We start from the raw sequence: 24,546 nt of genomic DNA, 5'->3' as shown, positions 1-24,546 counted from the left end.
GTGTCCGGCGTTGCCACTACTTCTACCGCGGCACTGCCTTGTGTTTCAGGCGGGAAATGGCATCGGCTGCCATGGAGCCGGCTTGCTTTGCACCGACCAGGATGCGTATTGCTTGTTACGCTTCCCTACCGGTTGATGGATTGCCTTGAGCAGGTGATGCATTCCATGAGGTGCATGATCGTCGCCATGGAGAAAGACATGCGGGAGCAGCAGTCGCAACGCGACACTGCTGTCCCGGGGCTATGAGGTTATGAGGCTATGGATCAGGCGAATCGCATGCGCAGCGAATCCCAGATCCTGGCAAAGAAGCCGGCTTCCTTGACCTCTTCGAGCGCCACCAGCGGCACCTCTGCCAGCGGCTTGCCGTCGTAGGTCACCTTGACCGTACCGACCTTGGCACCCTTGGCAATGGGAGCGGCCAGCTTTTGCTGCAACACGACCTCGGTCTTGATCTTGCTGCCGGCACCCTTGAGAAGCGTTTCAAAGCGATCGGCGCCGAAGCCTGCCTTGAAGGTGTCCTGCTCGCTCTTCCATACGGTCGGGGTCGCCAGCTGCTGACCATTGGTGGCAACCTTGACGCTCTCGAAGTTGGAGTAGGCCCATCCGAGCAGCTTCATGCTTTCGTCGGCGCGCACGCGCGGCGACGCGGTGCCGGTCACCACGGTAATGATGCGTTGGCTGCCGTTGCGCATGGCCGATGCGATCAGGTTGTAGCCCGAGCCGTTCACATAGCCGGTCTTCATGCCGTCCACGGTCGAATCGCTATACAGCAGCAGGTTGCGGTTACCCTGCTTGATATTGTTGTAAGTGAATTCCTTGATCGAGTAGATCTTGTAGTCTTCGGGGAAGTCGCGGATCAGGCGGGCGGCCAGCACCGTCAAGTCTTCCGCGGTCGAGTAGTGCTCGGGATGGGGCAGGCCCGACGCGTTCATGAAGTGACTTCCCTTCATGCCGAGTTCCTGCGCTTTCTTGTTCATCATCGCGGCGAACGTTTCCTCGCTGCCCGCAACCGCTTCAGCCAGCTGGACCGCCGCGTCATTGCCGGACTGGATGATCAGGCCGTAGGTCAGGTCCTTGATCGACACCGGCACCTTCGGGTCGATGAACATCTTGGAAGACGATTTGTCAACGCGATACGCATTGAGCGATACATTGACCATCTGATCCCATTGCAGGCGCTTGTCGCGCACCGCTTCGAATACCAGGTATGCGGTCATCACCTTGGTCAACGAGGCCGGGATGATGCGCAGGCCGGCTTCCTGGGAAGCCAGCATCTGGCCGGTATTGGCATCAAGTACGGTCCAGCTTCGCGCGGCTGCAACAGGCGCTGGGACGGTTTGTGCGGCGGCAGGTAAGGCTCCTGCCAGAATGGCGCCCGATACAAGGACGGGAGCAATGATAGAAAAAGTAAGCTTTGACATGCAAGATAGTTAAAAAAGAATAGGGGCCGCTCGCTGCGGTGGCGCAAGTCTCTGGCAAGTGGCAATACGGTATTGGCAACGCATGGGCATGGAGCCGCGACCGTCGTCCTGCCGCAGGGAAATTATAGTCGGTGGTGAGGGTGCGGCGATACTTATTGCAGTTCGTAGCAATTCTTGATGGGCTTCACGCGAAAAAACCACAGACCGCCCGACGCTGATGCAGGCAGCAGATGGCAGAAGGTAAATGCGGGCTTGTCTTTCATCCATCGAGCCGCTGCCATCGTAGCCTTCTTGATGGCGGGCTGTCCCCGCAGCGGCAGCCGACGAGGCTTGAACGCTTCTTGCGAAGTCGTTCCGGATGACTGATGCAGGCCCATTGCCAAGCGCCCGGTCCATGCATGCTGTTCTACCAATCTATAAGTTTGCCGAAGCAGTTCGATGCTGCACCAGGCGACGGTGCATGACGAACGAGGCAAATCCTGATGTTGCGCAGCCGTTGTATGATGAGGCTATCAAGTTGGCTGATTGAAAAGAGCCTGTGCCAAGGCGTCCCGGCCTACGTCAGCATGACCGGAAGGCGCCCGCACTGGTTTCACCCGGATACCGCGGCGCCATTGAACATGATGGTGAATAGTGAATGGGTAGACCGCTTCACAGCCTGTTATCGCGCACGCAAGGAGGCCTTGTCATGGCATGCCGCATTGATCACATTACCATTACCTCTCCAACACTGGAGGCAGGCAGCAGCCTGGTGTTCGAACGACTGGGCGTGATGCCGCAGACAGGGGGCGAGCATCCGCGCATGGGCACCCATAACATGTTGCTCCGGTTGGGCAACGAAACCTTCCTTGAAGTCATCTCCATCAATCCTGCGGCCGTGAAGCCGCAGCGTCCGCGCTGGTTCTCGCTGGATGCGAGCGCCACGTCTTCCCCGCGGCTTGCATGCTGGGTCGCACGAACCGACGACATACGCAAGTCGCTCGCCAGTACTTCCGAATCACTCGGGGTCGTCGAGCCAATGACAAGGGGTGCCCTGGAGTGGCTTATCTCCATTCCGGAAGACGGCAGTCTTCCCATGAGCGGCGTGGCGCCTGCACTAATCGAGTGGCACACGCCGGCTCATCCTGCGCAGTCTCTTGAAGACCGGGGCTGCAAACTGGTGGAATTGAAACTGCTGCATCCGCAACCGGCCCGACTGAATGCCCTGCTTGGTGATCTTTCCGTCGCCGAGCCAGGGGTCTTGCTGTCCGTAGAGCAGTCCGCCATTGCTGGGCTGGCCGCGACCATACATACTCCACTGGGCCTGCGAACGATTGGCGCGCCAACATGAAAACCAAGTCGGCCGGCATATCGGCCGGTACTCTGGAGCTTTATTATTTCGATAAGGATGATGCTTGATGAGAATTCAGATCGCCAGGTTTCCCTTGCATCAAAACGCAAAAGTAATTGCCGTGCTCATGGCGCTAAGTTCCCTGATATTCGCGTTGCCGATGTTTGTCGTGTTCCTGTTCATGCCGGCCATGGAAGGGCAGCAGCGGCCATCCGCGTTTATGTTTCTGTTGTTCCCTTTTCTCTATCTCGTCATGGGCTACGTCATGGTCGCGATCGGATGCGCGCTTTACAACCTTGTGAGCAAATATGTCGGTGGAATCGAATACGAGACGGACGGCAGGGATGGATGATTAGTTAAACGTGCGCGATGGCCCGCCGTTCTTCCGGCGAGGAATGGGCGTCAAAGAGTGCCGTCATGGTGATAAGAAAGGACAGGCGGTATCGACCAACTCTGCCGGTTTGACTATTCAAACCGGCAGAAGCGGCTGTCACTCAAGCATGTTGTCGATATCGCGTCAAAACCGGATAGTGCGTGCCGCCATCGGTAGCTGAGGACGTCAGCAAGTCCAGGGAGCCGCTGCATCCGCTTCAATGCCATAGCGCAGGATTGCTCGAGCGCACAGCGCCTTGTCGATCATTCCCTGTCCGGCAAGGGCATGCAGGACGGCCAGCACGATGTGATGCTTGTCCACTTCGAAGAAGCCGCGCAGCGCCGTGCGGGTATCGCTGCGGCCGAAGCCGTCGGTGCCCAACACCGTGTACGGTGCGCTGATATGGGGCGCCACCAGATTCGGCCATGCGCGAACATAATCGGTCGCGGCAATGACAGGCGCCTGACCGCCAAGACAGCTTTCGACATGGCTGGCGCGCGGATCATCGAGCGGATGCAGGCGGTTCCAGCGCTCCGTCTCGATCGCATCGCGGGCAAGTTCGCTGAAGCTGGTGGCGCTCCAGATTTCCGCATCGATGCTCCAGTCCTGCGCAAGCATTCCCGCTGCGGCAATGACTTCACGCAGGATGGCGCCCGAACCGACCAGGCGCGCCGATGCAACGGCGCTGGCCGCCCTGCATTCGCCGTAACGGTACATTCCCCTGAGCAGATCCTGCGCGACGCCTTGCGGCAGCGAAGGCTGCGCATAGTTCTCGTTCATCATCGTGACGTAATAGAACACGTCTTTTTGCTGTTCCAGCATTTCCCGCATGCCGTGATCGACAATGACGGCGAGTTCGCCGGCGAACGCGGGATCGTAGGCGCGGCAGTTCGGTATCGCCGATGCGGTGACCAGGCTGCTTCCATCCTGATGCTGCAGGCCTTCTCCGCCGAGCGTCGTGCGCCCGGCGGTTGCGCCGAGAAGAAAGCCGCGTGCGCGCTGGTCGGCTGCGGCCCAGATCAGGTCGCCGATGCGCTGGAAGCCGAACATCGAGTAATAGATGTAGAAAGGCAGCATCGGCATGCCATGCACGCTGTAGCTCGTCGCCGCCGCCACCCAGGAACTGATGGCTCCTGCTTCGCTGATGCCTTCTTCCAGGATCTGGCCGTCCAGCGCTTCGCGGTAGCTGAGCACCGAGCCGATATCTTCGGGCTCGTAGCGTTGTCCGACGCTGGAATAGATGCCGATCTGCTTGAACAGGTTGGCCATGCCGAAGGTGCGCGCCTCATCGGCAACGATGGGCACCACGCGGGGGCCGAGCCGGCTGTCCTTGAGCAGATTGGTGAGCATGCGCACGAAGGCCATCGTGGTGCTCATCTCCTTGCCGTCCGCCTGCAGGGCGAAGCCGGCGTATTCCGCCTGCGGCGGCACCGGGACCGGCTCCGCAATGCTGCCGCGCGACGGCATGAATCCGCCGAGCGCGGCCCGCCTTGCATGCAGGTAGCGCATCTCCTCGCTGTCGCCGGCCGGCCTGTGGAAGGCAAGCGACTCTGCTTCCTGGTCCGACAAGGGCAGATTGAAACGGTTGCGGAAAGCGATCAGGGCATCGCGGTCAAGCTTCTTCTGCTGGTGCGTGGTCATCTTGCCCTGTCCGGCGTCTCCCATGCCGTAGCCCTTCTTGGTATGGGCGAGGATCACGGTGGGCGCACCGCGATGGCGGACCGCCGCATCGTAGGCCGCATGGATCTTCACCATGTCATGGCCGCCGCGCTTGAGGCGGTCTATCTGTTCGTCGGTCAATCCCTGGGCGAGTTGCGCGAGTTCCGGATTCTGGCCGAAGAAGTTGTTGCGGTTGTAGCGGCCGTCCTTGGCGGCGAAGGTCTGGAACTGCCCATCCACGGTATGTGCGAATGCATTCGCCAGCGCGCCGCCGGCATCCCTGGCAAACAGGCCGTCCCAATCCGAGCCCCAGAGCAGCTTGATCACGTTCCAGCCGGCGCCGCTGAACAGTTGCTCCAGCTCATCGATGATGCGTCCATTGCCGCGTACCGGGCCATCGAGGCGCTGCAGATTGCAGTTGACCACCCAGACCAGATTGTCGAGGCCTTCGCGCGCGGCCAGGGTGAGGGCGGACATGCTTTCCGGCTCGTCCATCTCGCCGTCGCCGAATACGCCCCACACCTTGCGCGTGCCGGTGTCGAGCAGCTTGCGGTGCTGCAGGTAACGCATGAAGCGCGCCTGGTAGATGGAGCTGATCGGCCCTATGCCCATCGAGCCGGTGGGGAATTGCCAGAATTGCGGCATCAGCCATGGGTGCGGATAACTCGACAAGCCTTGCGCCCCGGCTTTCCGGGCGCTGACTTCCTGCCGGTAATGTTCCAGATCGCGTTCGCTCAGCCGTCCTTCGAGGAAGGCCCGCGCATAGATGCCGGGCGCGGAATGCGGCTGATAGAACACCAGGTCGCCGCCGAATTCCGGCGTTCTTGCGCGGAAGAAGTGATTGAAGCCGACTTCGAACAGATCGGCCGCGCTCGCGTAGCTGGCGATATGGCCGCCGAGATCGCCGTAAGCCTGGTTGGCGCGCACCACCATGGCCAGTGCATTCCAGCGCATCAGCGATGCGAGGCGCTCCTCGATGGCCAGATCGCCGGGGAAGAGCGGTTGCCGCTCCACCGGAATGGTATTCACATAAGGCGTTCCGCGTTTCGCCTGCCAGCCGATGTCGTGCCGTTGCGCAGTCTCGGCCAGGCGGTCGAGAATGAAGCGGGCGCGTTCCGGGCCTTCGCGTTCGATCAGGGATTGCAGCGCCTCCAGCCACTCCGCGGTTTCCGTGGCGTCGCTGTCGACGGGGTGTTCGATGTCTGCCTTGCCGCCAAGCTGAAAATCGCGTGCGTTCATGATGTCTCCTCAATCGCCCTATCTTAAGACACCTGACGCGGAATAATTCTCCGAAATGGCTGTAGAATTGCGGCTTAACAGCATGATATGCCGAGAAATGGAGGAATTTCAGCATAATGAATCTTGATGCCATCGACCTGCGCATTCTTCGCGAGCTTCAGCAGGACAGCAGCCTGTCCAATGTGGAACTGGCCCGGCGCGTCAGCCTGTCGCCTTCGCCGTGCCTGGCGCGGGTCAAGGCGCTTGAAGCGGCGGGACTGATCCGTCAGTACGTCGCGCTGCTCGACCCCAAGCAGCTGGGCCTGCATCTGAACGTATTCATTTCCATCAGTCTGAAACAGCAGAGCGAGAAGGCGCTGCAGGCCTTCGAAGCGCGGGTCTGCGCGCGGGAAGAAGTGATGGAGTGCTACCTCATGACCGGCGATGCCGACTATCTGATCCGCGTCGCGGTGCCGGATATCGGCGCGCTCGAACGCTTCATCCTCGAACAGCTGACGCCGATTCCGCAAGTTGAAAAGATCCGTTCCAGCTTCGCGCTGAAACAGGTGCGCTACAAGACCGCGTTGCCGCTGCGGGGATGAGGCCTTGCCTGCCGCGTGCCGGATAGCTCTTCCCATCCCTACAGTCCATGGTCATAGTCCAGCTATGGATTTCTGATCTGCCAACTCGGCCTTGCCAGGGCACAAAAATCCATCGGTCTCATTTGATTTGCGGTGACCTGGGATTGGTATGACATGCGAACATGGTCACCTTATTTGGCCGTGCACGGCGCAAAGAAGCGGCGAATCTTTTCGACAGGCGATGCTCCTTGGTGATTGGCCTGGAGCTGTCTGTCGTGGCAAGTGTTCCGGCGGAGGCAGGCCTCCGCCGGCGTGCCGGCTTCAGGACATGAAATTGATGGTGTTCTTGCCGGTCTGGGTCGGGTTCACGCTGGACTTGATGCCGGCCGCAAAAGCGACATTGTTGCCGTTGTTGACCAGCGTGTTCTGCTCCTGGCCCATCGCCTGCTCGGCGCCGAAGTTGACCTCGCGCTTGGAGATGCTGGACAGCGGGCCGACGAACAGCGCGGGCATCTTGAACATGCCGGTACCGCCGGCGACGCTTGCCATGTCCTTGGCGTCGAGGTCTTTGGCAACGGACAGGTCTTTGATGGACAGTGCTTTCATGATGAGTATCCTTAAGAATAACGTGGCGAAGAAGGTGAGCGGGTAAATGGCGATGATCATCGCGGCCGGCGGCGCTTACGACATGAAGTTGATGGTGTTCTTGCCGGTCTGAGTCGGATTGACATTGGACTTGATGCCGGAAGCGAAGGCGACGTTGTTGCCGTTGTTGACCAGGGTGTTCTGGCTCTGGCCCATTGCCTGCTCGGCGCCGAAGTTAATTTCGCTCTTGGAGGCGCTGAACAGCGGACCGGCGAACAGGGCGGGGAAGCGGACGGCGCCGTGGCCGCCGCGAACGGAAGTCATGGATTTGGCATCGAGTTCGGAAGTGACGGACAGGTCCTTGATGGTCAGTGCTTTCATGATGGTTCTCCTAAGAGTGACGGGGTGAATGGATTGCTTCGTTGGGTGGAGGGCGCTTCATCGCGCTTGAAGGAGATATAGCAGGCGCCGTGCCAGCCTTGAAAAAGGCCGGTGAATTCACTGCAAGCTGTTGAAATCAAAGCGATTTTTTAGGGCGGGAAAACGGACTTTCGGCGGCGCGCGGATATGGCCGCCAATGAGCAGGTGGCTTGGGGCCGACACCGATGAGTTGGATCGCAGCCGAGTGTAAGGGGAAACAAGACAGCTGCTGATGGCGGGCTTTCGCCCGGATGCGGCGCAACGCCTGCGCCAAAAAAATCCGGCAAGGGCCCGGTAGCTTCCTTACCCAGAATTTACTCTTCCCCCGGGCCGGTGCGCGCAAAACGGCATGTTCCTGATTCCATCCGGTCAGGGTGAACCCGCTTTAGAGTCAACCCTGATCGTGGACCTGGTCGAACATCTCGCGGCCTGTCCGTGCCGTGCGAGCTCCAGGATTTTCGGCAGCAGGCCGGTCAAGGCCGCTGCCAGATCAACCTGCTTGACGCCTTACATCATTGAAGTGCCGGCGAAGGCAGGCAAGCGCTGAATCAGCTCCAGCACCTGGGGCGCGAACCTCGACCGCAGCGTGCGTGCCTCATCCCGATGCGCGGTGAGTGTTGGCAAGAGCGTCTGTGCGAAAGCCTGGGTCGCGGTGCTGTCAGGCCTGAGGGTTTCTTCGGTGAACAGCTCGATTGCCTTGTTATGCAGGCGGGCGTTGTAGGCTGCATATCCCGCGTTGAACAGGCCATCGTCAATCACCAGCAGCGTACCGAACGCGAGCATGGCTTCCGGCGACACCTCGACCGGCAATGGAGTGCTCGATGTTGCCGCTTGTTGCCGCAGCTGGGCAACGACGGGCAGATGCTCGCCGATCATGCGTTGCGCATAACCGATGACGCCGCTGTCGGTCGACCGCGCGGTTGCCAGGTAGGCCAGGCTGACTTCCGCCAGATTCGCCTGGTACGCGCGGTAGGCGAAGCTCGGCTCGATCAGCCGTGCCTGTTCAGCGGCATTGGCGAGATGTCCGGCCAGCTCGGGCTCGAGCTCCCGGGCCAGCTCTCGCACGTCGACGTCACGTCCGGAGGATCCGAGCTGGCTGCGGGCATAGCGGACGGCGCGCAGGTGGGAAATGACATTCACATCCATGTATGCGCGATCAAAGTCCGCTCCCGAGAAGCGGCTCAAGTCTTCCGTCACCGCCTGCTGCTCCTCATTAAGATCGCCAGGCAAGGGCAGCTGCTTGTCGCGGGCAAAGGAGGAAATGCGCTCGTTTGCAGCGGTATGTTCAGTGACCATCTTCTGGGCATACCGGCGCACGCCGGCGTCGCTTGCACGCTCAAGAGCCAGTTGCGCCCATGCCACTTCAGCCTGGCTGCTCTGGTGGATCGTGGCCACGAACGCGGCCGGATCAAGCTGATTGAGAATATCCTCGGCAAACACCAGATGCGTTTTGTAGATCGGGAGCACGGAAACCGAGAACACCCGTACATTGTCGTCATTGGTGGAAGCCCCCGCGCGCAGCGCCGACGCCACCGAGGCCCGATGGGCATTCACATTCAGCGCCATGTAATAACGGTCGAAATTCAGTCCGCTCAATGCTGTCAGCGCGGTGACATCCGCCGTCCGTTCCTGGGAGATAGAGGTTGGCAATGTGACTTGCTTTGCCTGTGCAATCTTCTGGATTTCTCCATTGAGGAGGGTGTGATGCGCCAGCACTTGCTGCGCGTATTCCCTGACATTCTCATCCTCGGCCCGGGTGGCGGCAAGCTGAGAAATTTGAATTTCGGCAAGTCCGGCCTGATAGGCATTCACAAAAAATGCGGTAGCTGCGGCATCGGCCGGCGGAGTGTCTGCAGCCAGGGGAGGCGTGGCTGCTGTCGGCGTACCTGATGGTGTGGCGGCTTGTGCCAGCGGGGGCACGGACGTGGCCGGTGTACCCGCCGCCGGATCGGCAGGGTTGGCCGCCGTTGCGGGGCTCGCAGGCGTTCCCGGCGGGACGGTCGTCATTACCTGGGCCGTCGAACTGTTCGGAGTACTCGTCGTTCCGGCGATGCCGCCGCCGTTGTCCGAGCCGCCGCACGCCGTGAGCGAGACAGCAAGTGCGATCGTGGAAAATCGTTTCATCATGGCCTCCTGATGGGCAATAAACATCTGCCGTCAGAAGACGCAGGACAGTTGCGCGTCGATAGATCGTCGATTCCACGCAGGAAAAAGCGGACCGCTTTATTCATACGCACATGGCACAGCCTGCTGCAGTTACGGGCGGCAGTTGGCAAAGTCTAGGTCTGGACTACGCTAATTCAAGCTTCGGATTAAGCGTTTTGTATTAACAAATGGGCATGTTTGATCCTGCACAAAGTCGCACCGCAGCAAACTCGGGCTGGGATGCGCGGGTAGCGTTAAGCTCGGATGCAAGCTCCATGTGGTTGCCGTATGAGAAAGACGGTCCTTGAAGTGTTAAGTGATGCGCTGCCAGGGTTTGATCGACTGGGCATGCAGACAGATGAGATGAAACAATCTTTTATGAATGTTAATTGTGCTGTCCCTATTCCTACCGAAAAGAAGCCCGCGAAACGGTGGAAGTTGACAGCATGTTAATACATTTGATGCTGTTCTTTCATGGAAAGACGCATGCTTTCATTGCTTCAGAAGCAGATTATTAACTTTGAAGACATATTACTTTAACTGAAAGCCATATCCCGTCCGAAACGAATGCCATACAGTGGGCATAAGTGTCATTCCTTCGGAAAGGCATCCCCGAAGTGGAACGTATGGACTTCAGGGATGAATCGTTTCCGGACTGACGGTCACGGTGATGGCCGCGGGTGGTGACACATCGCATTCCAAACATAGAGACAGGAGACAGACATGAAACTGCATTCGATACTCGGTAGTATCGCGCTCGGCCTTGCCGCATGCTGCGCAAGCGTGCAAGCTCAGACATATCCCGACAAGCAAATCCAGTACGTCATTCCGTTCCCCGCGGGAGGCGAGTCCGACTATGTCGCGCGCCTGCAGGCGGAGCTCTTCAAGAACAAGTACAAGCAAACCATGCTCGTGCTGAACAAGGCGGGCGCCGGCGGTGCGCTGGCCTGGGCACAGCTCAACACCATGCCCAATGACGGCTACACCATCGTTGGCGTCAACCTGCCGCATATCGTGCTGCAGCCGCTGGAAGGCTCGGCCCAGTACAAGACCGAGGACATCACGCCGGTCTACTTCTATCACTTCACCGCCGATGCGATCGTGGTGCCCGGCAACAGTCCCTACAAGACATATCAGGATCTGGTGAAAGCCGCGAAAGACAAGCCGGGTACCCTCAATATCGCCGGTTCCGGCAGCCTGTCGGCAAACCACATGGCACACGAGCGCTGGAACAAGCAGGCGGGGCTGAAGACCACCTATGTGCCGTTCAAGGGCACCGGCGATCTGATTTCCTCGATGATGGGCAGCCATGTCGATGCGGCCATGACCTACCTGCCGTTTGCCGTACAGCAGAAGGGCAAGATGCGCCTGCTGGCGGTAGCGTCGGAAAAACGCCATCCTGCCTTCCCCGAGGTGCCGACTTTCAAGGAAGTCGGACTCGACTGGGTTGACGGTGCTTACCGCGGCGTTGCCGTGCCGAAGTCGACACCCAAGGATATTCAGAAAAAAGTGTCCGATCTCATGGCGGTGCTCAATGGCGACCCGGAGATGCGCAGCAAGCTGACGGCAGGCGGATATGATCTTGTCGATATCCCTGTGGATCAAATGCCCGACTTCGTTGCCAAGCGTACCAAGTTGTACGTGCAGGATGCGAAGGATGCGGGAATGATCAAGTAATCCAGCGTTCAACGCTGCCGGACCGCTTGCGAACAGCAACATTCTTCGACATGGAAAGTTGAGCGGCGGCGGCGCTGTCGTTCCATTTTTTCATCAAGACTATTTATGACAACACATCGCATCGCGGTCATTGCCGGCGACGGCATCGGCAAGGAAACCGTACCGGAAGGCCTGCGCGTACTTGACGCCGCGGCCCGCAAGTTCGGCATCGATTTCCAGTGGGACCATTTCGACTTCGCCTCCTGCGACTATTACCGGCAGCACGGGCAAATGATGCCCGACAACTGGAAGGACCAGATCGGCGGCCATGACGCCATCTTCTTCGGCGCCGTCGGCTGGCCCGACACCGTGCCCGACCATGTCTCGCTGTGGGGTTCGCTCCTGAAGTTCCGGCGTGAATTCGACCAGTACGTCAACCTGCGCCCGGTCCGGCTCATGCCCGGCATTCCCACTCCGCTGGCCAACCGCAAGCCCGGCGACATCGACTTCTATGTGGTGCGCGAAAACACCGAGGGGGAATACTCCTCGGTCGGCGGCAAGATGTATGAAGGCACCGAGCGCGAAGTGGTGTTCCAGGAAAGCGTGTTCTCCAGGAAGGGCGTGGACCGCATCTTGAAATTCGCCTTCGAGCTGGCGCAGAAGCGGCCGAAGAAGCACCTGACCTCGGCCACCAAGTCCAACGGCATTTCCATCACCATGCCGTACTGGGACGAGCGCGTCGTCGAGATGGCCAGGCAGTATCCGGAGATCCGCTGGGATAAGTACCACATCGACATCCTGACCGCGCATTTCGTGCAGAATCCGGACCGCTTCGACGTGGTGGTAGCGTCCAACCTGTTCGGCGACATCCTGTCCGATCTCGGTCCGGCCTGCACCGGCACGATCGCCATCGCGCCGTCGGCCAACATCAATCCCGAGCGCGCCTTTCCGTCCTTGTTCGAACCGGTGCACGGATCGGCGCCGGATATCGCGGGCAAGGGCCTTGCCAATCCGATCGGGCAGATCTGGTGCGGCGCGATGATGCTGGAGCACCTGGGCCATGCGCAAGCCGGCGCGGCGGTGCTGCGCGCGATTGAAAAGGTGCTGGAAGCCGGGCCGGCGAATGCGCCGTTCACGCGCGATATCGGCGGCAAGGCAGGCACGCAGGACCTGGGACGGGCGATCGCCGAAGCGATCTGAACGAGCATGGCGTCCGGTGTTTGCTTTCGCCACTCTGCTTTGGCACCAGGCTGCAGGTGACAAGCATCGCCAATGGTACGGAGCTGCGTTAAAGGCGAGGGAGCGCACGCGTACCGGCAGTATGCCGGGCACCGGGTACTGTCTGTTACCAAAAGAAGTCATGGCGGAGAAAAAGATCCTGCCACTGAAATCCAAAAAAACTCCGCTTTTTTCATGACCGCAATCTGCCAATCCATGCCACGAGATCGCGTCGCTTTCCGCTGTGCCTGTCGAAAAAATCCGTTGATCTCATTTGGTATGCTGACTTAAGACTGGCATTAATGTCACCAGGTTTTTATTATCACCTTCAACGGAGCATCGCAGCGGGCGTTCTCTGACGCTTTCCCTCCCGACGTCAGCCTGCACGGATTGATTAATCCTTAAAAACCAAAGCTGATCTGGCACCGATATTGCAGACCTCATGTGACACTGCTGAAACCTAATCCACGCCCGTCAAGGCAAACCGGTATTGAACAGAGTCCCCGTTCTGCCACTGGACGGAAAGGGATTCTTCCTGCGCCGCTATTACCCGTGACAGGTGTCCTACCATAACAGCCAGGCGAGAATCCCGAAGCTTGATAAGGAAGAGGCCAGAATGCAGAGCGCCGCATGGAGTTTATTGCGGTTGATCCGGTATATCTTCGACTGGGACTGCGTGTCGATATCCATGTCGGCAGTCGTTGCGGCTGTCGGTTCCATAGCATTCTCCCTTTTTTGTCTTCGCCAAGCTTAATTTCCAGCAGGCCACTAAACAATGCAAGAATGGCAATCTGTAGTTGATGCAAGTCAAGTGTGGGAACCAGAAGTCGAATGCCTAACTATCTGCGTCTGCAAGTCCGGCATCCGGCTCCACCTGATGTTTCCTTGGGATAAGACAGTTGATGGTTATCAATCGACCAAGTTTGGCATGACATTTGTCATAGTGAAATACTGCCCGACATGTAACTTTCTGTAAGCGACAATAAATTTCAAGCACGGTGCCACGTGCGTTCACAAATGTCCCAGGGAGTAAGCCATGTCTCGCGATACAGCCAAACCGAATTCCAGCATTAAAAAGCGTCGTCTCCTTAATTCCGCGCTGGCGATTGCCTCTACAGGATTGGTTACCTATTCGGTACGCAACGCCGATGCGCAGTCCACCAGAAAAAAGGATGACAAGTCGACGAGCAGCTCCACCAGGGACGACTTCAGGAAGTCAACACCTGGACGGAGCCCGTACACTACGCCGTTCATCGTGCCCCTGCCGATTCCGAGAATCAAAGAGCCGGTCACGCGGCTCAACCCGGCCCCGACGCAAGCCGCCGGCAAGGATGAGGCTGGAAGATTGCCTCACCAGGCGTGGGATCGTTTCCCTCCGCGGAAATTCTATGAATTGAATGTAAGGGAAGACAATCACTCATTTCATCCGGAACTCCCGACGCAAAAGATTTGGGGATACGACGGCATGCTTCCCGGACCGACCTTCATCTTCCGTTACGGCGAGGCTGCGCTGGTGCGCATCGAGAACAATCTGCCGACCAATCATGTCGGCTACGGGTCGCCGGAAATTTCCACTCATCTGCATAACGGCCATACGCCGTCGGAAAGCGATGGCTATCCTTCCGACTTCTACAGCAGGGAGAAATGCGGATCGACAATGACCCGCCCCGGTCGCTACAAGGATCATCACTATCCAAACATCTATACCAACGCCGATGGGTATCCGGATACCTATGGCGACTCCTATGAGGCACTCGGAACGCTGTGGTATCACGATCACAGGATGGAGTTCACCGCCCCCAACGTGTACAAGGGGCTCGCCGGCTTTTGCCTCATGTTCGACGAACTTGACTCGGGTAACGAGAATGATCCGAATCCCACCGCGCTGCGCTTGCCCAGCGGCGTAGGCAGATACGATATTCCCTTGCTGTTCCAGGACAAGATGTTCGATTCGAGCGGCTATCTCTATTTCAACCAGTTCGATACCGAAGGCATTGTCGGCGAAAAATTTTGCGTTAACGGGAAGATACAGCCGTACTTCGAAGTGGAGCGCCGCAAATACCGGTTCCGGGTGCTCAACGGCTCTTCGCTGCGATTCTACGAGTTCTATCTGGTTCATAACAATGCGGACCAGAATTTCTGGCATATCGCCAACGACGGCAATCTGTTGCCCGCGCCGGTGGAGACCGACAAGCTGCGCCTGGCGACAGCGGAACGTGGCGACATCGTTATCGACTTTTCCAAATACCCGGTGGGCAGCCAGCTCTTCATCGTGAACCGGTTGGAACATCTCGACGGACGCGGGCCGACCGGCGTATTGCTGCGCCCCGGAACACAGATCCTGCGCTTCGACGTGAAATCCGATCCGGTCACGCCGGACAACAGCCGCGTGCCCCCGGTACTGCGTCCATTGCGGCCGATTTTTCCGACACGTGTCAAGAAAATCCGTCGATGGGAGTTCGACCGCGAAAATGACATGTGGACGGTGAACGGCAAGCTGTTCGATGAAACCAAGCCGATGGCAACAGTCAAGCGCGGCGAAGCGGAGATCTGGGAACTGCAGGGCAAAGGCAGCTGGAGCCATCCGGTCCACATCCATTTCGAAGAAGCTCGCATCCTCACGCGCAATGGCTTGCCGCCGCCGCCGCATGAACGCGGCCGCAAGGATGTCTTCGAACTTCGGCCGGGCGAGGTGGTGCGTATTCATGTGTGCTTCAGGGACTTCGTCGGCAAATACATCATGCATTGTCATAACACGGTCCATGAAGACCATCACATGATGGTGCGTTTCGACGTGGTGCCGTAAAGGGTTGTTCCCGCTGTCTGCAGGCAAGGCCAATCCCAAGCGAAGCCATGCATGAGATCGCGTTCTTTTCCGCCTGAAATGGCATGGCTCGGGATTGGTATAAGGCATAAGCAAAAGCAAAAAGCCGTGAAAGTGTTGATGCAGGCAAGGCGTTCGCATCAAGCAAATCGGTTTCCAACAGAAGACATCACAAAGGGGAATTCTCATGACCAGCAGGAGATCGTTCTTGCAAACAGCTGTCGCGAGTTCGGCGGCCATCGCCAACCTTGCCGTGGCCAAACAGGGCAACGCGCGCCCATCCAGCGAAGAATCCGGATACTTTCCGAATCTTGTGCTGGAAACGCATGAAGGAAAGCGGGTGCGCTTCTATGATGATCTGGTAAAGGGAAAGATGGTGGTGTTTAACATGATGTATGCGAACTGCAGCAACATCTGTCCACCCAATACGGCGAATCTGCTGCAGGTGCAACAGGCGCTCGGTGCCAAGGCCGGCCGCGACGTGTTCATGTATTCAATCACCCTGCAACCCGAGTTCGACTCCGCAGCGGCCTTGCAAGACTATATGCGAAAGTACGGAATCAAATCGGGATGGACTTTCCTGACAGGGCAGCGCAAGGACATCGACCTGATCCGCCGCAAGCTGGGCTTTTTCGATCCCGATCCCGTGATTGATGCCGACCTGCGCCAGCATACCGGTATGCTGCGCATAGGGCATGACGGACGCGACCGCTGGTCGATGCTGCCGGCACTCGCATCGCCGCGGCAGATTCTTAACTCCATTTCAAATTATCTTTAATCGCTCAGCCTTGATTGAGCAGGGTAGGGACCGCAGGCCAAGGGGATGGGCCTCTGGTCCTGCCTGCCCTGGTTATCCCGAGCGTCGCCAAGCCTCTCTCGAAGCAAGTGTGAACAGGTCCTAGACTGTGCTTGATAAGCAGTGCGAACGGTTCGGAACTGTATTGAGGAGCGGGAGCGCACGCATACAGACATACGCCGAGTACCGCAAGCAGTGCTTCAAATCTGAACGCTTTGCGTTGTCATGACCGGGCTCGCGTGCAAGCCGGTTCGGGGCGAGAGCATGGCAATGCACGGCGGCGAGGGCGGTGCTCCGCATAACGCATTGCGATTGGCAAATCCTCCGGGATCCTCAGTGCAGTGAAGAATCAGATTGCTGGAATAGAGACTGACGCAGTCGTAATGTCATCTCGCCATGGGCGGAAACGAGAGTCGTGGATGTCGGAATCCGGTTGAGGTGTCGCATGCGAAGCGGCTCCGCTGATCCTGAGTGCCAAGGACAGCCGGTCGCTCACGCCAACCTTGCGGAAAATTTCTGTGAGATGCGATTTGACGGTACGCTCGGTAATCTCAAGCATGCGCGCAATCTGCTTGTTGTTGTTGCCTTGGCCGACCAGCCGAGCAATCTGGGATTCGCGTTCGGTAAGGCCTTGCATGAGGATGCAGAGGTCGGCCGGCGAGGGCTGCCGCTCCTGCCTGGTTGTGAGATGCTGCTCCACCAAGCGAGACATCAGGCTGCGACGTATCCAGTACTCCCCTTGAACCAGTGCGAAGGCGGCGCGACCGATCTGCTCAGGTGAAGCATCGGATGCGCAGCAACCACGTACGCCGGATTTGAGCAGTTCGAACTCGGTCCGCTCGTCCGCGAAAACATTCAACGCCAGGATACGTGTGCGAGGGCTTGCAAGTTGAATGCGCGAGATGCTTTGCAGGCGTTCATAGCCGATCAGCTGGAAATCGATCAACAGCAGTGCCGGTTTCAATTGTCTGACTGTCTCGCACAAATAATCGGGCTCGGAGGCGGCAATCACCGTGCCGTTTCCCTTTAAGCCCTGGTTGCAGCGTGACAGTAGGATGGAATCGGTAGTCGCAATCAGAATCATGATTTTCCTTGGCTTGCTCAGTTTACCGGATGATTGCTGGTGTCTTGGCTGGCTGAATCTCTTGCACTTAACTGTTGCCTGAAGTTACTACGTGTTACGAATGTAACTGCTTGTAACGGCTAGATATTGATGCTACGCAAGCCTGTTTTCTTCCATCAAGGTCTTCACGCGGGAGGTTCACTTCTGCCCACTTCGTGGATGCATGAAATTCGTTCTAACCCCTTGTCATGCATCCCTGAAGGCTGAGAAATATCAACAAAGACGGCGCCAAAACTGTTTCGTCGTCGAACAGCTGCGGCTATTTCCAATAGAAAAATGTATCCGGGTGGCACGCAACAACCTATCTGAAAAATGACTGATTCCAGAGGGAAAGCGACAGCGGGAACAAGGCCTCGTCTCTATCTTCCTCACCAAACTTAGCATTCGGTTTTTGCAGTTTCTCAATCTGTTCCGACCTAGGTACAGGCGTACTTCTGTCCGATAGAGAAAGGTCGTGCAACTCAATATAACTATCCCTGAGGAAATTATGTTTCCAGGCAAGGCCCGAGGGCGGTCATGTCTGTTCGGTCATTACGGTAGGCACTCATCAGGGAGAAAAATATGGTCACACTGGTCAAGCACGATTTGGAATTCATGCTCAAGCAAATCATCATTGCTGAGCGTCATGCCGCAGGAGAGGATCTTGCGACGATTGTCGGCAATCCGATGCTGCCTTATGGCTTGCGTACTGTCGACGGCACCTACAACAATATCGTTGCAGGTCGCGAAAACTATGGTGCCGCCGATCAGGTAATGCCCCGCCTGCTGACAACCGATTTCCGGGGGGCAGAGCAAAGTATTTTCCCAGGCCAGACCGGGACGACAAGCTACAAGCAAAAAGCCGGCGATGTCTTTGATTCCGCGCCGCGTACCATCAGCAACCTGATTTCCGACCAGACTACGGGCAATCCTGCAATCGATTCCACCGACCACGTCCTGATCGACCATGACAACAACCCCAACACGCCCAAGGTCGTATTCATTGAAAACAAGGCACCGGATGATGGCATCTCCGCGCCGTTCAATTCCTGGATGACGCTGTTCGGCCAGTTCTTCGACCATGGACTCGATCTGATCAACAAGGGTGGCAGCGGCACCGTCTACATGCCGTTGAAGCCGGACGATCCTCTCTATGTTGAGGGCGGCCATACCAACTTCATGGTACTGACGCGTGCGCAGAACCAGCCTGGCGCCGATGGTGTTCTCGGCACCGCTGACGATGTGCAGGAGCATGTCAACCAGACGACAGGTTGGGTTGATCAGAACCAGACCTATACCTCGCATCCTTCCCACCAGGTGTTCCTGCGCGAATATGTACTGGTGGAAGGAAAACCGGTCGCAACCGGCCGCCTGCTTGACGGCGAGAAGGGCGGGCCGCCAACCTGGGCGGAAGTCAAGACGCAGGCGCGCGAGGTTCTCGGTATCGAGCTGACCGATGCCGACGTCACTAACATTCCGTTATTGGCAACCGATCAGTACGGGAAATTCGAGCCCGGCGCAAATGGACTGCCGCAGATCGTCACTGCGAGCGGCAAGGTCGAGGGCAATCTCGATGAGCCGATCAGCACCGCCAACGCGTTTCGCACCAAGCATGCCTTCCTCGATGATATTGCGCATACCGCGGCTCCGGTTCTAGTCAATGGCGTGCTGCAAAAAGACGCCGATGACATCACCGGAAACACCAATCTTCCGATGGATAACAGGGGAAGGCTGACGCAGTACGACAATGAACTGCTTGACTCCCACTTCATCACCGGCGACGGCCGCGGCAATGAAAACATTGGCCTGACCGCCGTGCATCATGTGTTCCATTCGGAGCACAACCGTATCAGCGAACACCTGAAGGAGGTCATCCTGGAGAGCGGCGATCTGGCCTTCCTGAAGCAATGGCTCAGCAATCCCGACGCAATAGTAACTTTTCCGGCGACCGCGGATGCAATCAATGCGCTGCAATGGAACGGAGAACGCGTTTTCCAGGCGGCCCGCTTCACCACCGAGATGCAGTATCAACACCTCGTGTTCGAAGAGTTCGCCCGGAAAGTACAGCCCGATGTGGACTTGTTTGTATTCGAGCCCAGCGTCGACATCAATCCATCAATCGTTGCCGAATTCGCCCACGTGGTCTACCGGTTCGGCCACTCGATGCTGACCGAAACCGTCGACAGGATCGACATTGACGGAAAGCGCGACGATATCGGCCTGATCGAGGCCTTCCTGAACCCCGTGGAATTCGTCCCGGAAGGCATGGATGCCAGGGAAGCCGCCGGCGCCATCGTCCGTGGCATGACGCGCCAGGCAGGCAATGAAATCGACGAGTTCATCACGCCCGCGCTGCGCAGCAACCTCCTGGGCCTACCGCTCGACCTGGCCGCGATCAATATTGCCCGTGCCCGCGATACCGGCGTGCCCTCACTCAACGAGACGCGCAAGCAGTTCTTTGAAATGACCGGCGATACCCAGCTCAAGCCTTACGGCAACTGGATCGAATTCGCGCAGAACATCAACCATTCCGGATCGGTCATCAACTTCATTGCCGCCTACGGCAGGCATGAAACCATTCTCAACGCGACCACGGTTGAAGAAAAGCGCGATGCCGCCGCGGCGCTCGTCCTTGGCGGCGACGGTGCTCCCGCCGATCGGCTGGCCTTCCTTGGCGGTACCGGAGCCTGGGCAAACACCGAAACCGGTCTGAACCTGATCGACCTCTGGATCGGCGGCCTGGCCGAAAAGAAGATGTCTTTCGGCGGCATGCTGGGATCGACCTTCAGCTTCGTGTTCGAAACCCAGCTTGAAAACCTGCAGGACGGCGACCGGTTCTATTATCTGTCGCGCGTCCAGGGCCTGAACCTGCTCAACGAACTTGAGAACAATTCGCTTGCGAAGATCGTGATGCGCAATACCGACCTCGGCAGCGCGGAATCCTCGCACCTGCCGGGCGACATCTTCTCGACTCCGGATCATTTCCTGGAGCTCGATACCACTCGCCAATATGAGGCGGACCCGATACGCGCGTCGGGCGATCCGGTTCGGGATGCACTCTATCCGCTGGTGATCCGCAAGGACGGGTACCTGCAATATACCGGCGCCGATCACGTCGTCCTAGGCGGAACGTCGAACAACGACACCCTGATCGCAGGCGACGGCGACGATACCGTATGGGGCGATGACGGCGATGACGTGATCGAAGGCGGTTACGGCGTCGATATCCTCCATGGCGGCAATGGCAACGACATCATCACCAACGCCGGCACCGACATCGGCGAGGTCGACATGATCCATGGCGAGGCAGGCGATGACGTCATGCACGGCGGCAGCGGGCTCGCATTGCTGTTCGGGGGCGCTGGCACGGATTTCATCACCACAGGACCCGACGGCAAGGAAGCCTTCGGCGGCACCGGTAACGACTTCATCCTCGGCGGCGACGGCGGCGACTTCCTTCTCGGCAACGAGGGCGATGACTGGATGGAAGGCGGTGCGCGCTTCGATACGCTTGCAGGGGACAACTCGGAACTGTTCTTCAACAGCACCATCATCGGGCACGATGTTCTCAATGGCGGTACCAACGACACCGATTACGATGGCGAGGCCGGTGACGACATCATGGTCCAGGGCGAGGGCATCCAGCGCAACGAAGGGATGGCGGGATTCGACTGGGCCATTCACAAGGGGCACCAGGTCAATGCGAACTCGGATCTGATGATCAAGATCTTCACCACTGACGAAGACGATATCCTGCGCGACCGCTTCGATATGGTGGAAGGCCTGTCCGGATGGGACCATGACGATGTGCTGCGCGGCGACGATTTCGATCCGGAGAATGCCGACTTCGACAATGCCCTGAACGCGGCAGGCATCGCGCGCATCGCTGGTCTGCAGGAGCTCCTCGGCGCCGGCGTCACTTCCTTCAAGGATGGCAACATCATCCTCGGCGGACGCGGCAGCGACATCATCGAAGGGCGGGGCGGCAATGACATCATCGATGGCGATGCATGGCTCAATGTACGGATCAGCGTGCGCGACAGGAACAATCATGATCTGGAGATTGACACTGTCGACAGCATGACGGCACTACAGACCAAACTGCTCGACCGCACCTACCTGCCAAGCCAGCTGGAAATCGTCCGCGAGATCCTGGTGGATATTCCCGAGGCGGGCGAACCCCAGGACGTGGATACGGCCGTGTTCGCGGGACTGCGTTCCGAATACCTGTGGGATGAGCAGCCGGACGGGAACGGCGTGACGGGTGTCATGCGGATCATTGATGACGCCGGTGACGATGGCCCCGATGAGAACGATACCGTGATCGAAATCGATCTTCTGCGCAATATCGAGCGGCTTCAGTTTGCCGACGGCGTCGTCCGCATCGCAGGCGAGAATGCCATCGCCACCGGTACCGTCACTATCAGTGACCTTTCTCCGGACGAGCACCAGATGCTGGAGGCTTCGCACGCGAACATCGTCGATGAGGACGGTTTCGACGAGGCTGGCATCGAATATATGTGGGAGGCCGAGGTGGATGGGGAGGAGGGGCTCTGGCAAGAGGTCGGCACAGGCAAGACCTTCCATCCGGATGACAGCGTGGTCGGCTTGCGGCTGCGTGTCACGGCAGTGTTCGAGGATGGGCGCGGCGGCGTCGAGCGTATTGTTTCCAATGTCACCGCTGCCGTCAACAATGTCAACGACGATCCCACCGGCACCTTGCAGATCAGCGACATGACTCCCGAGCCCGGGCAGAAACTGATCGTGTCGCAGGAAATGGTGAGCGACGCGGATGGGTTGAAGAACGCCGTGTTCACGTTCCAGTGGCAGCACAATGATGGAAGCGGCTTCAAGAATATCGAGGGTGCCACCGGCGCCGAATTCACGGCGATCGAGGCGCTTAAGGGTCAGCAGCTTCGCGTGGTCGGCACCTATACGGACGACCATAACACACAGGAGACGGTCTACTCGGCATCAACGGCGGCCATCAATACTCCGGCACCGGCACCTGCGCCCGCACCGGCACCTGCACCGGCACCTGCGCCCGCACCTGCACCCGCGCCCGCACCAGCGCCGACCCCGGTTCCCGGCGCCCCGGTGCAGGGCAGCGATAGCGCCGATGCGCTGATCGGAACCGCCGCAAGCGAGACCTTTGTGCCGGCAGGCGGCAACGACGTTGTTGACGGCGGCGCAGGCATCGATACCGTGATGCTGAGCGCGGCCGGACCAGGCGCGGTCTCGATGCGTATCCAGAACGGCAACCTCGTTCTCACGCAATTGAACGGCGGCGCGGATGGCACCGACATTCTCGCCAACGTGGAGATTCTGCAATTCGCCGGAACGGTCGATACCGGAGCGGCCGCAACGGTTGGCCGCTTGTACGAGTCGGTTCTGGGCAGGGCTCCGGATGCGGAAGGGCTTGCATACTGGACTAGCGTTCTGGAGAGCGGCACGCCGATCACCACAGTGGCCCATGAAATATTGTTCTCGCAGGAATCGCAGCAGGCGCATGGTGAACTGAGCAACCAGCAGTTCGTGGAAACGCTCTATCAGAACGTGCTTGGCCGGACACCGGATGCGGAAGGACTCGGCTGGTGGACGAACGCGCTCCAGAATGGAAACCTGGATCGTGCCGGCTTGCTGCTCCAGTTCATCAACTCTCCCGAAAATCTCGCGGGCGAACCGACGGTCCCGGTGGAATTGAGCATCAGTCAGACGCCTGTCGGTGCATTGGTGCGGCTGTATGACACCGCCTTGCTTCGCAATCCGGATGAAGGCGGCATCAACTACTGGCTATCGCAGACGGAGTCAGGCCTGTCGATCGGCGAGGTGGCCGACCACATGCTCGCGTCTCCGGAGGCACAGGCGCTCTACGGCAACATGAGTCATCAACAGTTCGTCAGTTCGCTCTACGAGAACGCCCTGGGGCGCACTGCCAGTGCCGAAGAAACGTCCGGTTGGGTGAACGCGCTCAACACCGGCGCCATGGACCGCGGCGATGTCCTCGCGGGCTTCGCCAACTCGCAGGAAAAGATCGAACTGATGGGTGTGCTCAGCACATCGATCGAGACGATCTGACACGGGTGGAGCAAGACCCGCAGATTCAACTGCGGGTCTTGCATTCCGGTGTCATCTTATGCCCGACAAGGAGAATGCATGAATCCGGAAATTTGTGCGGCCATCAGGAGCAGGCGTCTTATGGCGCTTGCTTATTACGGGTACAAGCGCGTGGTGGAACCGTTTGCCTATGGACTTGACGCGACGGGAGACGCGCTCCTTCTGGGATTTCAGGTCCACGGAACCGGACGCGCGGAGCGGGATGAAGGATGGGTGCGGCTGCGACTTTACGAAGCCATCATCCTATGCGAGACGGGAGAAACGTTCCTGACGGACCGGCCTGGATATCGGCGTGATGATCCTATCTTCTGCACCGTGTTTTGCCAGCTTTGAACATCAGTCCGTTTCCAGCATGCCGCTGCGGCACGGCGCGGTGCATCAGGCGCCCTGCTTAAAGTTCGTTTTTACCTGTTTGTTCACCATTAACCCTGATTAACCCTGCCATGCCACGGTTTTAAATTGTTAAAGGAGTTTGCGATGATTAAGGTACTCATCTTCGGCGTCCTATTGATCGTAACAACCACTTATGCTGCAACGACTTTGGTTGCGGATACCGTTGCCGCGGCGTTGAAAGCGGAAAGTCAACGACAGGTGATCGCGAAGGCTGACTAGGCTATGTTTAACAAGCGTTGCGAGCGGTTCAGATTGGCGCCGGAAAGCGCACGCGTACGCAGGGTACCCGAGCACCGCAGGCGTCAATCCGGATCGCGCAGCAGCTTATCAAACACAGCCCAGAGCGTTTTTTCCCTGCCCGGCCTGATCGAGGCCGAGGCAGATTGCTGCAGGAACAAGGCGTGACGACGCGACGGAATCGACAGGCTGCCCAAGGTGAAAACGCTCCAATGCGTGACTTTCCCTTGGAAGATGTTTCCAGCCTTCTTTCGCCTTATGTTTTCCGTTCCAAACCACATCGCATGTTCAATGACTGTTGAATGCGCCGCTTTCGCGGGCAGGAAAGGAACGTGCGTGCCTGGAGAGGAAAGAAGCAACAGGAAAAGATGCCTCCATCTGCGAAAACGAATAAGGATGGCGGTCGATAATCCCGCCTGTGCCGTATATGTGCCTCATATGGCAAGGGAAAAACGACATCGCGAAGGTGAG

19 protein-coding genes are annotated in these 24,546 nt (G+C 58.4%); 10 read left to right on the top strand and 9 right to left on the bottom strand.

All coding sequences use genetic code 11. From position 1 onward, the window contains the following. Positions 1–263: 263 nt before the first annotated feature. Positions 264–1,421 carry a D-alanyl-D-alanine carboxypeptidase family protein gene (locus tag FH061_RS03855; RefSeq protein ID WP_151633182.1) on the bottom strand — a complete coding sequence of 386 codons (1,158 nt, stop codon included), beginning with the start codon at positions 1,419–1,421 and terminating at the stop codon, positions 264–266. A 152-nt stretch (positions 1,422–1,573) separates the two neighbouring features. Further along, entirely contained in the window at positions 1,574–1,804 is a 231-nt protein-coding gene (locus FH061_RS03850) for a hypothetical protein (RefSeq protein WP_192804894.1), read from the bottom strand. A gap of 305 nt (positions 1,805–2,109) precedes the next feature. Here FH061_RS03850 and FH061_RS03845 point away from each other — a divergent pair, with 305 nt between their 5' ends. Beyond that, positions 2,110–2,751, top strand: a complete 642-nt coding sequence (locus FH061_RS03845) for a VOC family protein (RefSeq protein WP_151633178.1) — start codon at positions 2,110–2,112, stop codon at positions 2,749–2,751. A gap of 67 nt (positions 2,752–2,818) precedes the next feature. Next, positions 2,819–3,103: a hypothetical protein gene (locus tag FH061_RS03840; protein WP_151633176.1), complete on the top strand. Its 285-nt coding sequence runs from the start codon at positions 2,819–2,821 to the stop codon at positions 3,101–3,103. A gap of 207 nt (positions 3,104–3,310) precedes the next feature. On the opposite strand, the gene mdeB is transcribed toward FH061_RS03840, so the two are convergent. After that, complete coding sequence (gene mdeB, locus FH061_RS03835) at positions 3,311–6,022, bottom strand: alpha-ketoglutarate dehydrogenase (protein ID WP_151633174.1); 2,712 nt, start codon at positions 6,020–6,022, stop codon at positions 3,311–3,313. 116 nt (positions 6,023–6,138) lie between these two features. Between mdeB and FH061_RS03830 the strand changes: the two genes are divergently transcribed. Beyond that, on the top strand, positions 6,139–6,603 hold the full coding sequence (locus FH061_RS03830) for an Lrp/AsnC family transcriptional regulator (protein WP_151633172.1): 465 nt from the start codon (positions 6,139–6,141) through the stop codon (positions 6,601–6,603). Between the two features lie 300 nt (positions 6,604–6,903). On the opposite strand, the gene FH061_RS03825 is transcribed toward FH061_RS03830, so the two are convergent. The 3 genes from FH061_RS03825 to FH061_RS03815 all read right to left on the bottom strand — a co-directional run bounded on the left by FH061_RS03825 (position 6,904) and on the right by FH061_RS03815 (position 9,714). Beyond that, complete coding sequence (locus FH061_RS03825; protein WP_151633170.1) at positions 6,904–7,188, bottom strand: hypothetical protein; 285 nt, start codon at positions 7,186–7,188, stop codon at positions 6,904–6,906. 75 nt (positions 7,189–7,263) lie between these two features. Continuing rightward, positions 7,264–7,548, bottom strand: coding sequence for a hypothetical protein (locus FH061_RS03820; RefSeq protein ID WP_225984470.1), 285 nt, complete (start codon positions 7,546–7,548; stop codon positions 7,264–7,266). Positions 7,549–8,094: 546 nt separating this feature from the next. Beyond that, positions 8,095–9,714, bottom strand: a complete 1,620-nt coding sequence (locus FH061_RS03815) for a DUF4142 domain-containing protein (RefSeq protein ID WP_192804893.1) — start codon at positions 9,712–9,714, stop codon at positions 8,095–8,097. 741 nt (positions 9,715–10,455) lie between these two features. Here FH061_RS03815 and FH061_RS03810 point away from each other — a divergent pair. After that, on the top strand, positions 10,456–11,409 hold the full coding sequence (locus FH061_RS03810) for a Bug family tripartite tricarboxylate transporter substrate binding protein (RefSeq protein WP_151633164.1): 954 nt from the start codon (positions 10,456–10,458) through the stop codon (positions 11,407–11,409). Positions 11,410–11,514: 105 nt separating this feature from the next. Beyond that, positions 11,515–12,588, top strand: a complete 1,074-nt coding sequence (locus tag FH061_RS03805; protein ID WP_151633162.1) for a tartrate dehydrogenase — start codon at positions 11,515–11,517, stop codon at positions 12,586–12,588. A gap of 582 nt (positions 12,589–13,170) precedes the next feature. On the opposite strand, the gene FH061_RS30275 is transcribed toward FH061_RS03805, so the two are convergent. Further along, positions 13,171–13,326 (bottom strand): hypothetical protein, encoded by a 156-nt coding sequence (locus FH061_RS30275; protein WP_192804892.1) that lies wholly within the window; start codon positions 13,324–13,326, stop codon positions 13,171–13,173. A gap of 316 nt (positions 13,327–13,642) precedes the next feature. On the opposite strand from FH061_RS30275, the gene FH061_RS03800 reads away from it, so the two are divergent. Further along, positions 13,643–15,412 (top strand): multicopper oxidase family protein, encoded by a 1,770-nt coding sequence (locus FH061_RS03800; RefSeq protein WP_151633160.1) that lies wholly within the window; start codon positions 13,643–13,645, stop codon positions 15,410–15,412. A 226-nt stretch (positions 15,413–15,638) separates the two neighbouring features. Further along, positions 15,639–16,208 (top strand): SCO family protein, encoded by a 570-nt coding sequence (locus FH061_RS03795; protein WP_225984469.1) that lies wholly within the window; start codon positions 15,639–15,641, stop codon positions 16,206–16,208. 367 nt (positions 16,209–16,575) lie between these two features. Here FH061_RS03795 and FH061_RS03790 read toward each other — a convergent pair whose 3' ends face one another. Beyond that, the gene (locus FH061_RS03790; protein ID WP_151633156.1) at positions 16,576–17,310 is read right to left on the bottom strand and encodes a LuxR C-terminal-related transcriptional regulator; all 735 of its coding nucleotides are present in this window, start codon (positions 17,308–17,310) and stop codon (positions 16,576–16,578) included. 600 nt (positions 17,311–17,910) lie between these two features. Here FH061_RS03790 and FH061_RS03785 point away from each other — a divergent pair. The 3 genes from FH061_RS03785 (at position 17,911) to FH061_RS31455 (ending at position 24,057) form a co-directional block, all read left to right on the top strand. After that, entirely contained in the window at positions 17,911–23,406 is a 5,496-nt protein-coding gene (locus FH061_RS03785) for a peroxidase family protein (protein ID WP_151633154.1), read from the top strand. A gap of 78 nt (positions 23,407–23,484) precedes the next feature. Continuing rightward, complete coding sequence (locus FH061_RS03780; RefSeq protein ID WP_151633152.1) at positions 23,485–23,778, top strand: hypothetical protein; 294 nt, start codon at positions 23,485–23,487, stop codon at positions 23,776–23,778. A 144-nt stretch (positions 23,779–23,922) separates the two neighbouring features. Further along, the gene (locus FH061_RS31455; RefSeq protein WP_264158724.1) at positions 23,923–24,057 is read left to right on the top strand and encodes a hypothetical protein; all 135 of its coding nucleotides are present in this window, start codon (positions 23,923–23,925) and stop codon (positions 24,055–24,057) included. Positions 24,058–24,140: 83 nt separating this feature from the next. Here the strand turns inward: FH061_RS31455 and FH061_RS03775 are convergent, their stop codons facing one another. Next, a complete protein-coding gene (locus tag FH061_RS03775) occupies positions 24,141–24,434 on the bottom strand; it encodes a hypothetical protein (protein WP_151633150.1) in 294 nt (97 codons plus the stop codon). Between the last annotated feature and the right edge of the window lie 112 nt (positions 24,435–24,546).

The sequence above is a fragment of the Noviherbaspirillum aerium genome (assembly GCF_008929045.1).
GTDB classification, from domain to species: Bacteria; Pseudomonadota; Gammaproteobacteria; order Burkholderiales; family Burkholderiaceae_D; genus Noviherbaspirillum; species Noviherbaspirillum aerium.
Note: the sequence above shows the minus strand (reverse complement) of the source record. Positions and strands in the feature narration are given on the sequence as shown.

Bases quoted from the DNA above. Each gene is read 5' to 3' on its own strand.
- FH061_RS03855 (WP_151633182.1), bottom strand. From the start codon at position 1,421: ATGTCAAAGCTTACTTTTTCTATCATTGCTCCCGTCCTTGTATCGGGC.
- FH061_RS03845 (WP_151633178.1), top strand. From the start codon at position 2,110: ATGGCATGCCGCATTGATCACATTACCATTACCTCTCCAACACTGGAG.
- FH061_RS03840 (WP_151633176.1), top strand. From the start codon at position 2,819: ATGAGAATTCAGATCGCCAGGTTTCCCTTGCATCAAAACGCAAAAGTA.
- mdeB (WP_151633174.1), bottom strand. From the start codon at position 6,022: ATGAACGCACGCGATTTTCAGCTTGGCGGCAAGGCAGACATCGAACAC.
- FH061_RS03830 (WP_151633172.1), top strand. From the start codon at position 6,139: ATGAATCTTGATGCCATCGACCTGCGCATTCTTCGCGAGCTTCAGCAG.
- FH061_RS03825 (WP_151633170.1), bottom strand. From the start codon at position 7,188: ATGAAAGCACTGTCCATCAAAGACCTGTCCGTTGCCAAAGACCTCGAC.
- FH061_RS03820 (WP_225984470.1), bottom strand. From the start codon at position 7,548: ATGAAAGCACTGACCATCAAGGACCTGTCCGTCACTTCCGAACTCGAT.
- FH061_RS03815 (WP_192804893.1), bottom strand. From the start codon at position 9,714: ATGATGAAACGATTTTCCACGATCGCACTTGCTGTCTCGCTCACGGCG.
- FH061_RS03810 (WP_151633164.1), top strand. From the start codon at position 10,456: ATGAAACTGCATTCGATACTCGGTAGTATCGCGCTCGGCCTTGCCGCA.
- FH061_RS03805 (WP_151633162.1), top strand. From the start codon at position 11,515: ATGACAACACATCGCATCGCGGTCATTGCCGGCGACGGCATCGGCAAG.
- FH061_RS30275 (WP_192804892.1), bottom strand. From the start codon at position 13,326: ATGGAACCGACAGCCGCAACGACTGCCGACATGGATATCGACACGCAG.
- FH061_RS03800 (WP_151633160.1), top strand. From the start codon at position 13,643: ATGTCTCGCGATACAGCCAAACCGAATTCCAGCATTAAAAAGCGTCGT.
- FH061_RS03790 (WP_151633156.1), bottom strand. From the start codon at position 17,310: ATGATTCTGATTGCGACTACCGATTCCATCCTACTGTCACGCTGCAAC.
- FH061_RS03785 (WP_151633154.1), top strand. From the start codon at position 17,911: ATGGTCACACTGGTCAAGCACGATTTGGAATTCATGCTCAAGCAAATC.
- FH061_RS03780 (WP_151633152.1), top strand. From the start codon at position 23,485: ATGAATCCGGAAATTTGTGCGGCCATCAGGAGCAGGCGTCTTATGGCG.
- FH061_RS31455 (WP_264158724.1), top strand. From the start codon at position 23,923: ATGATTAAGGTACTCATCTTCGGCGTCCTATTGATCGTAACAACCACT.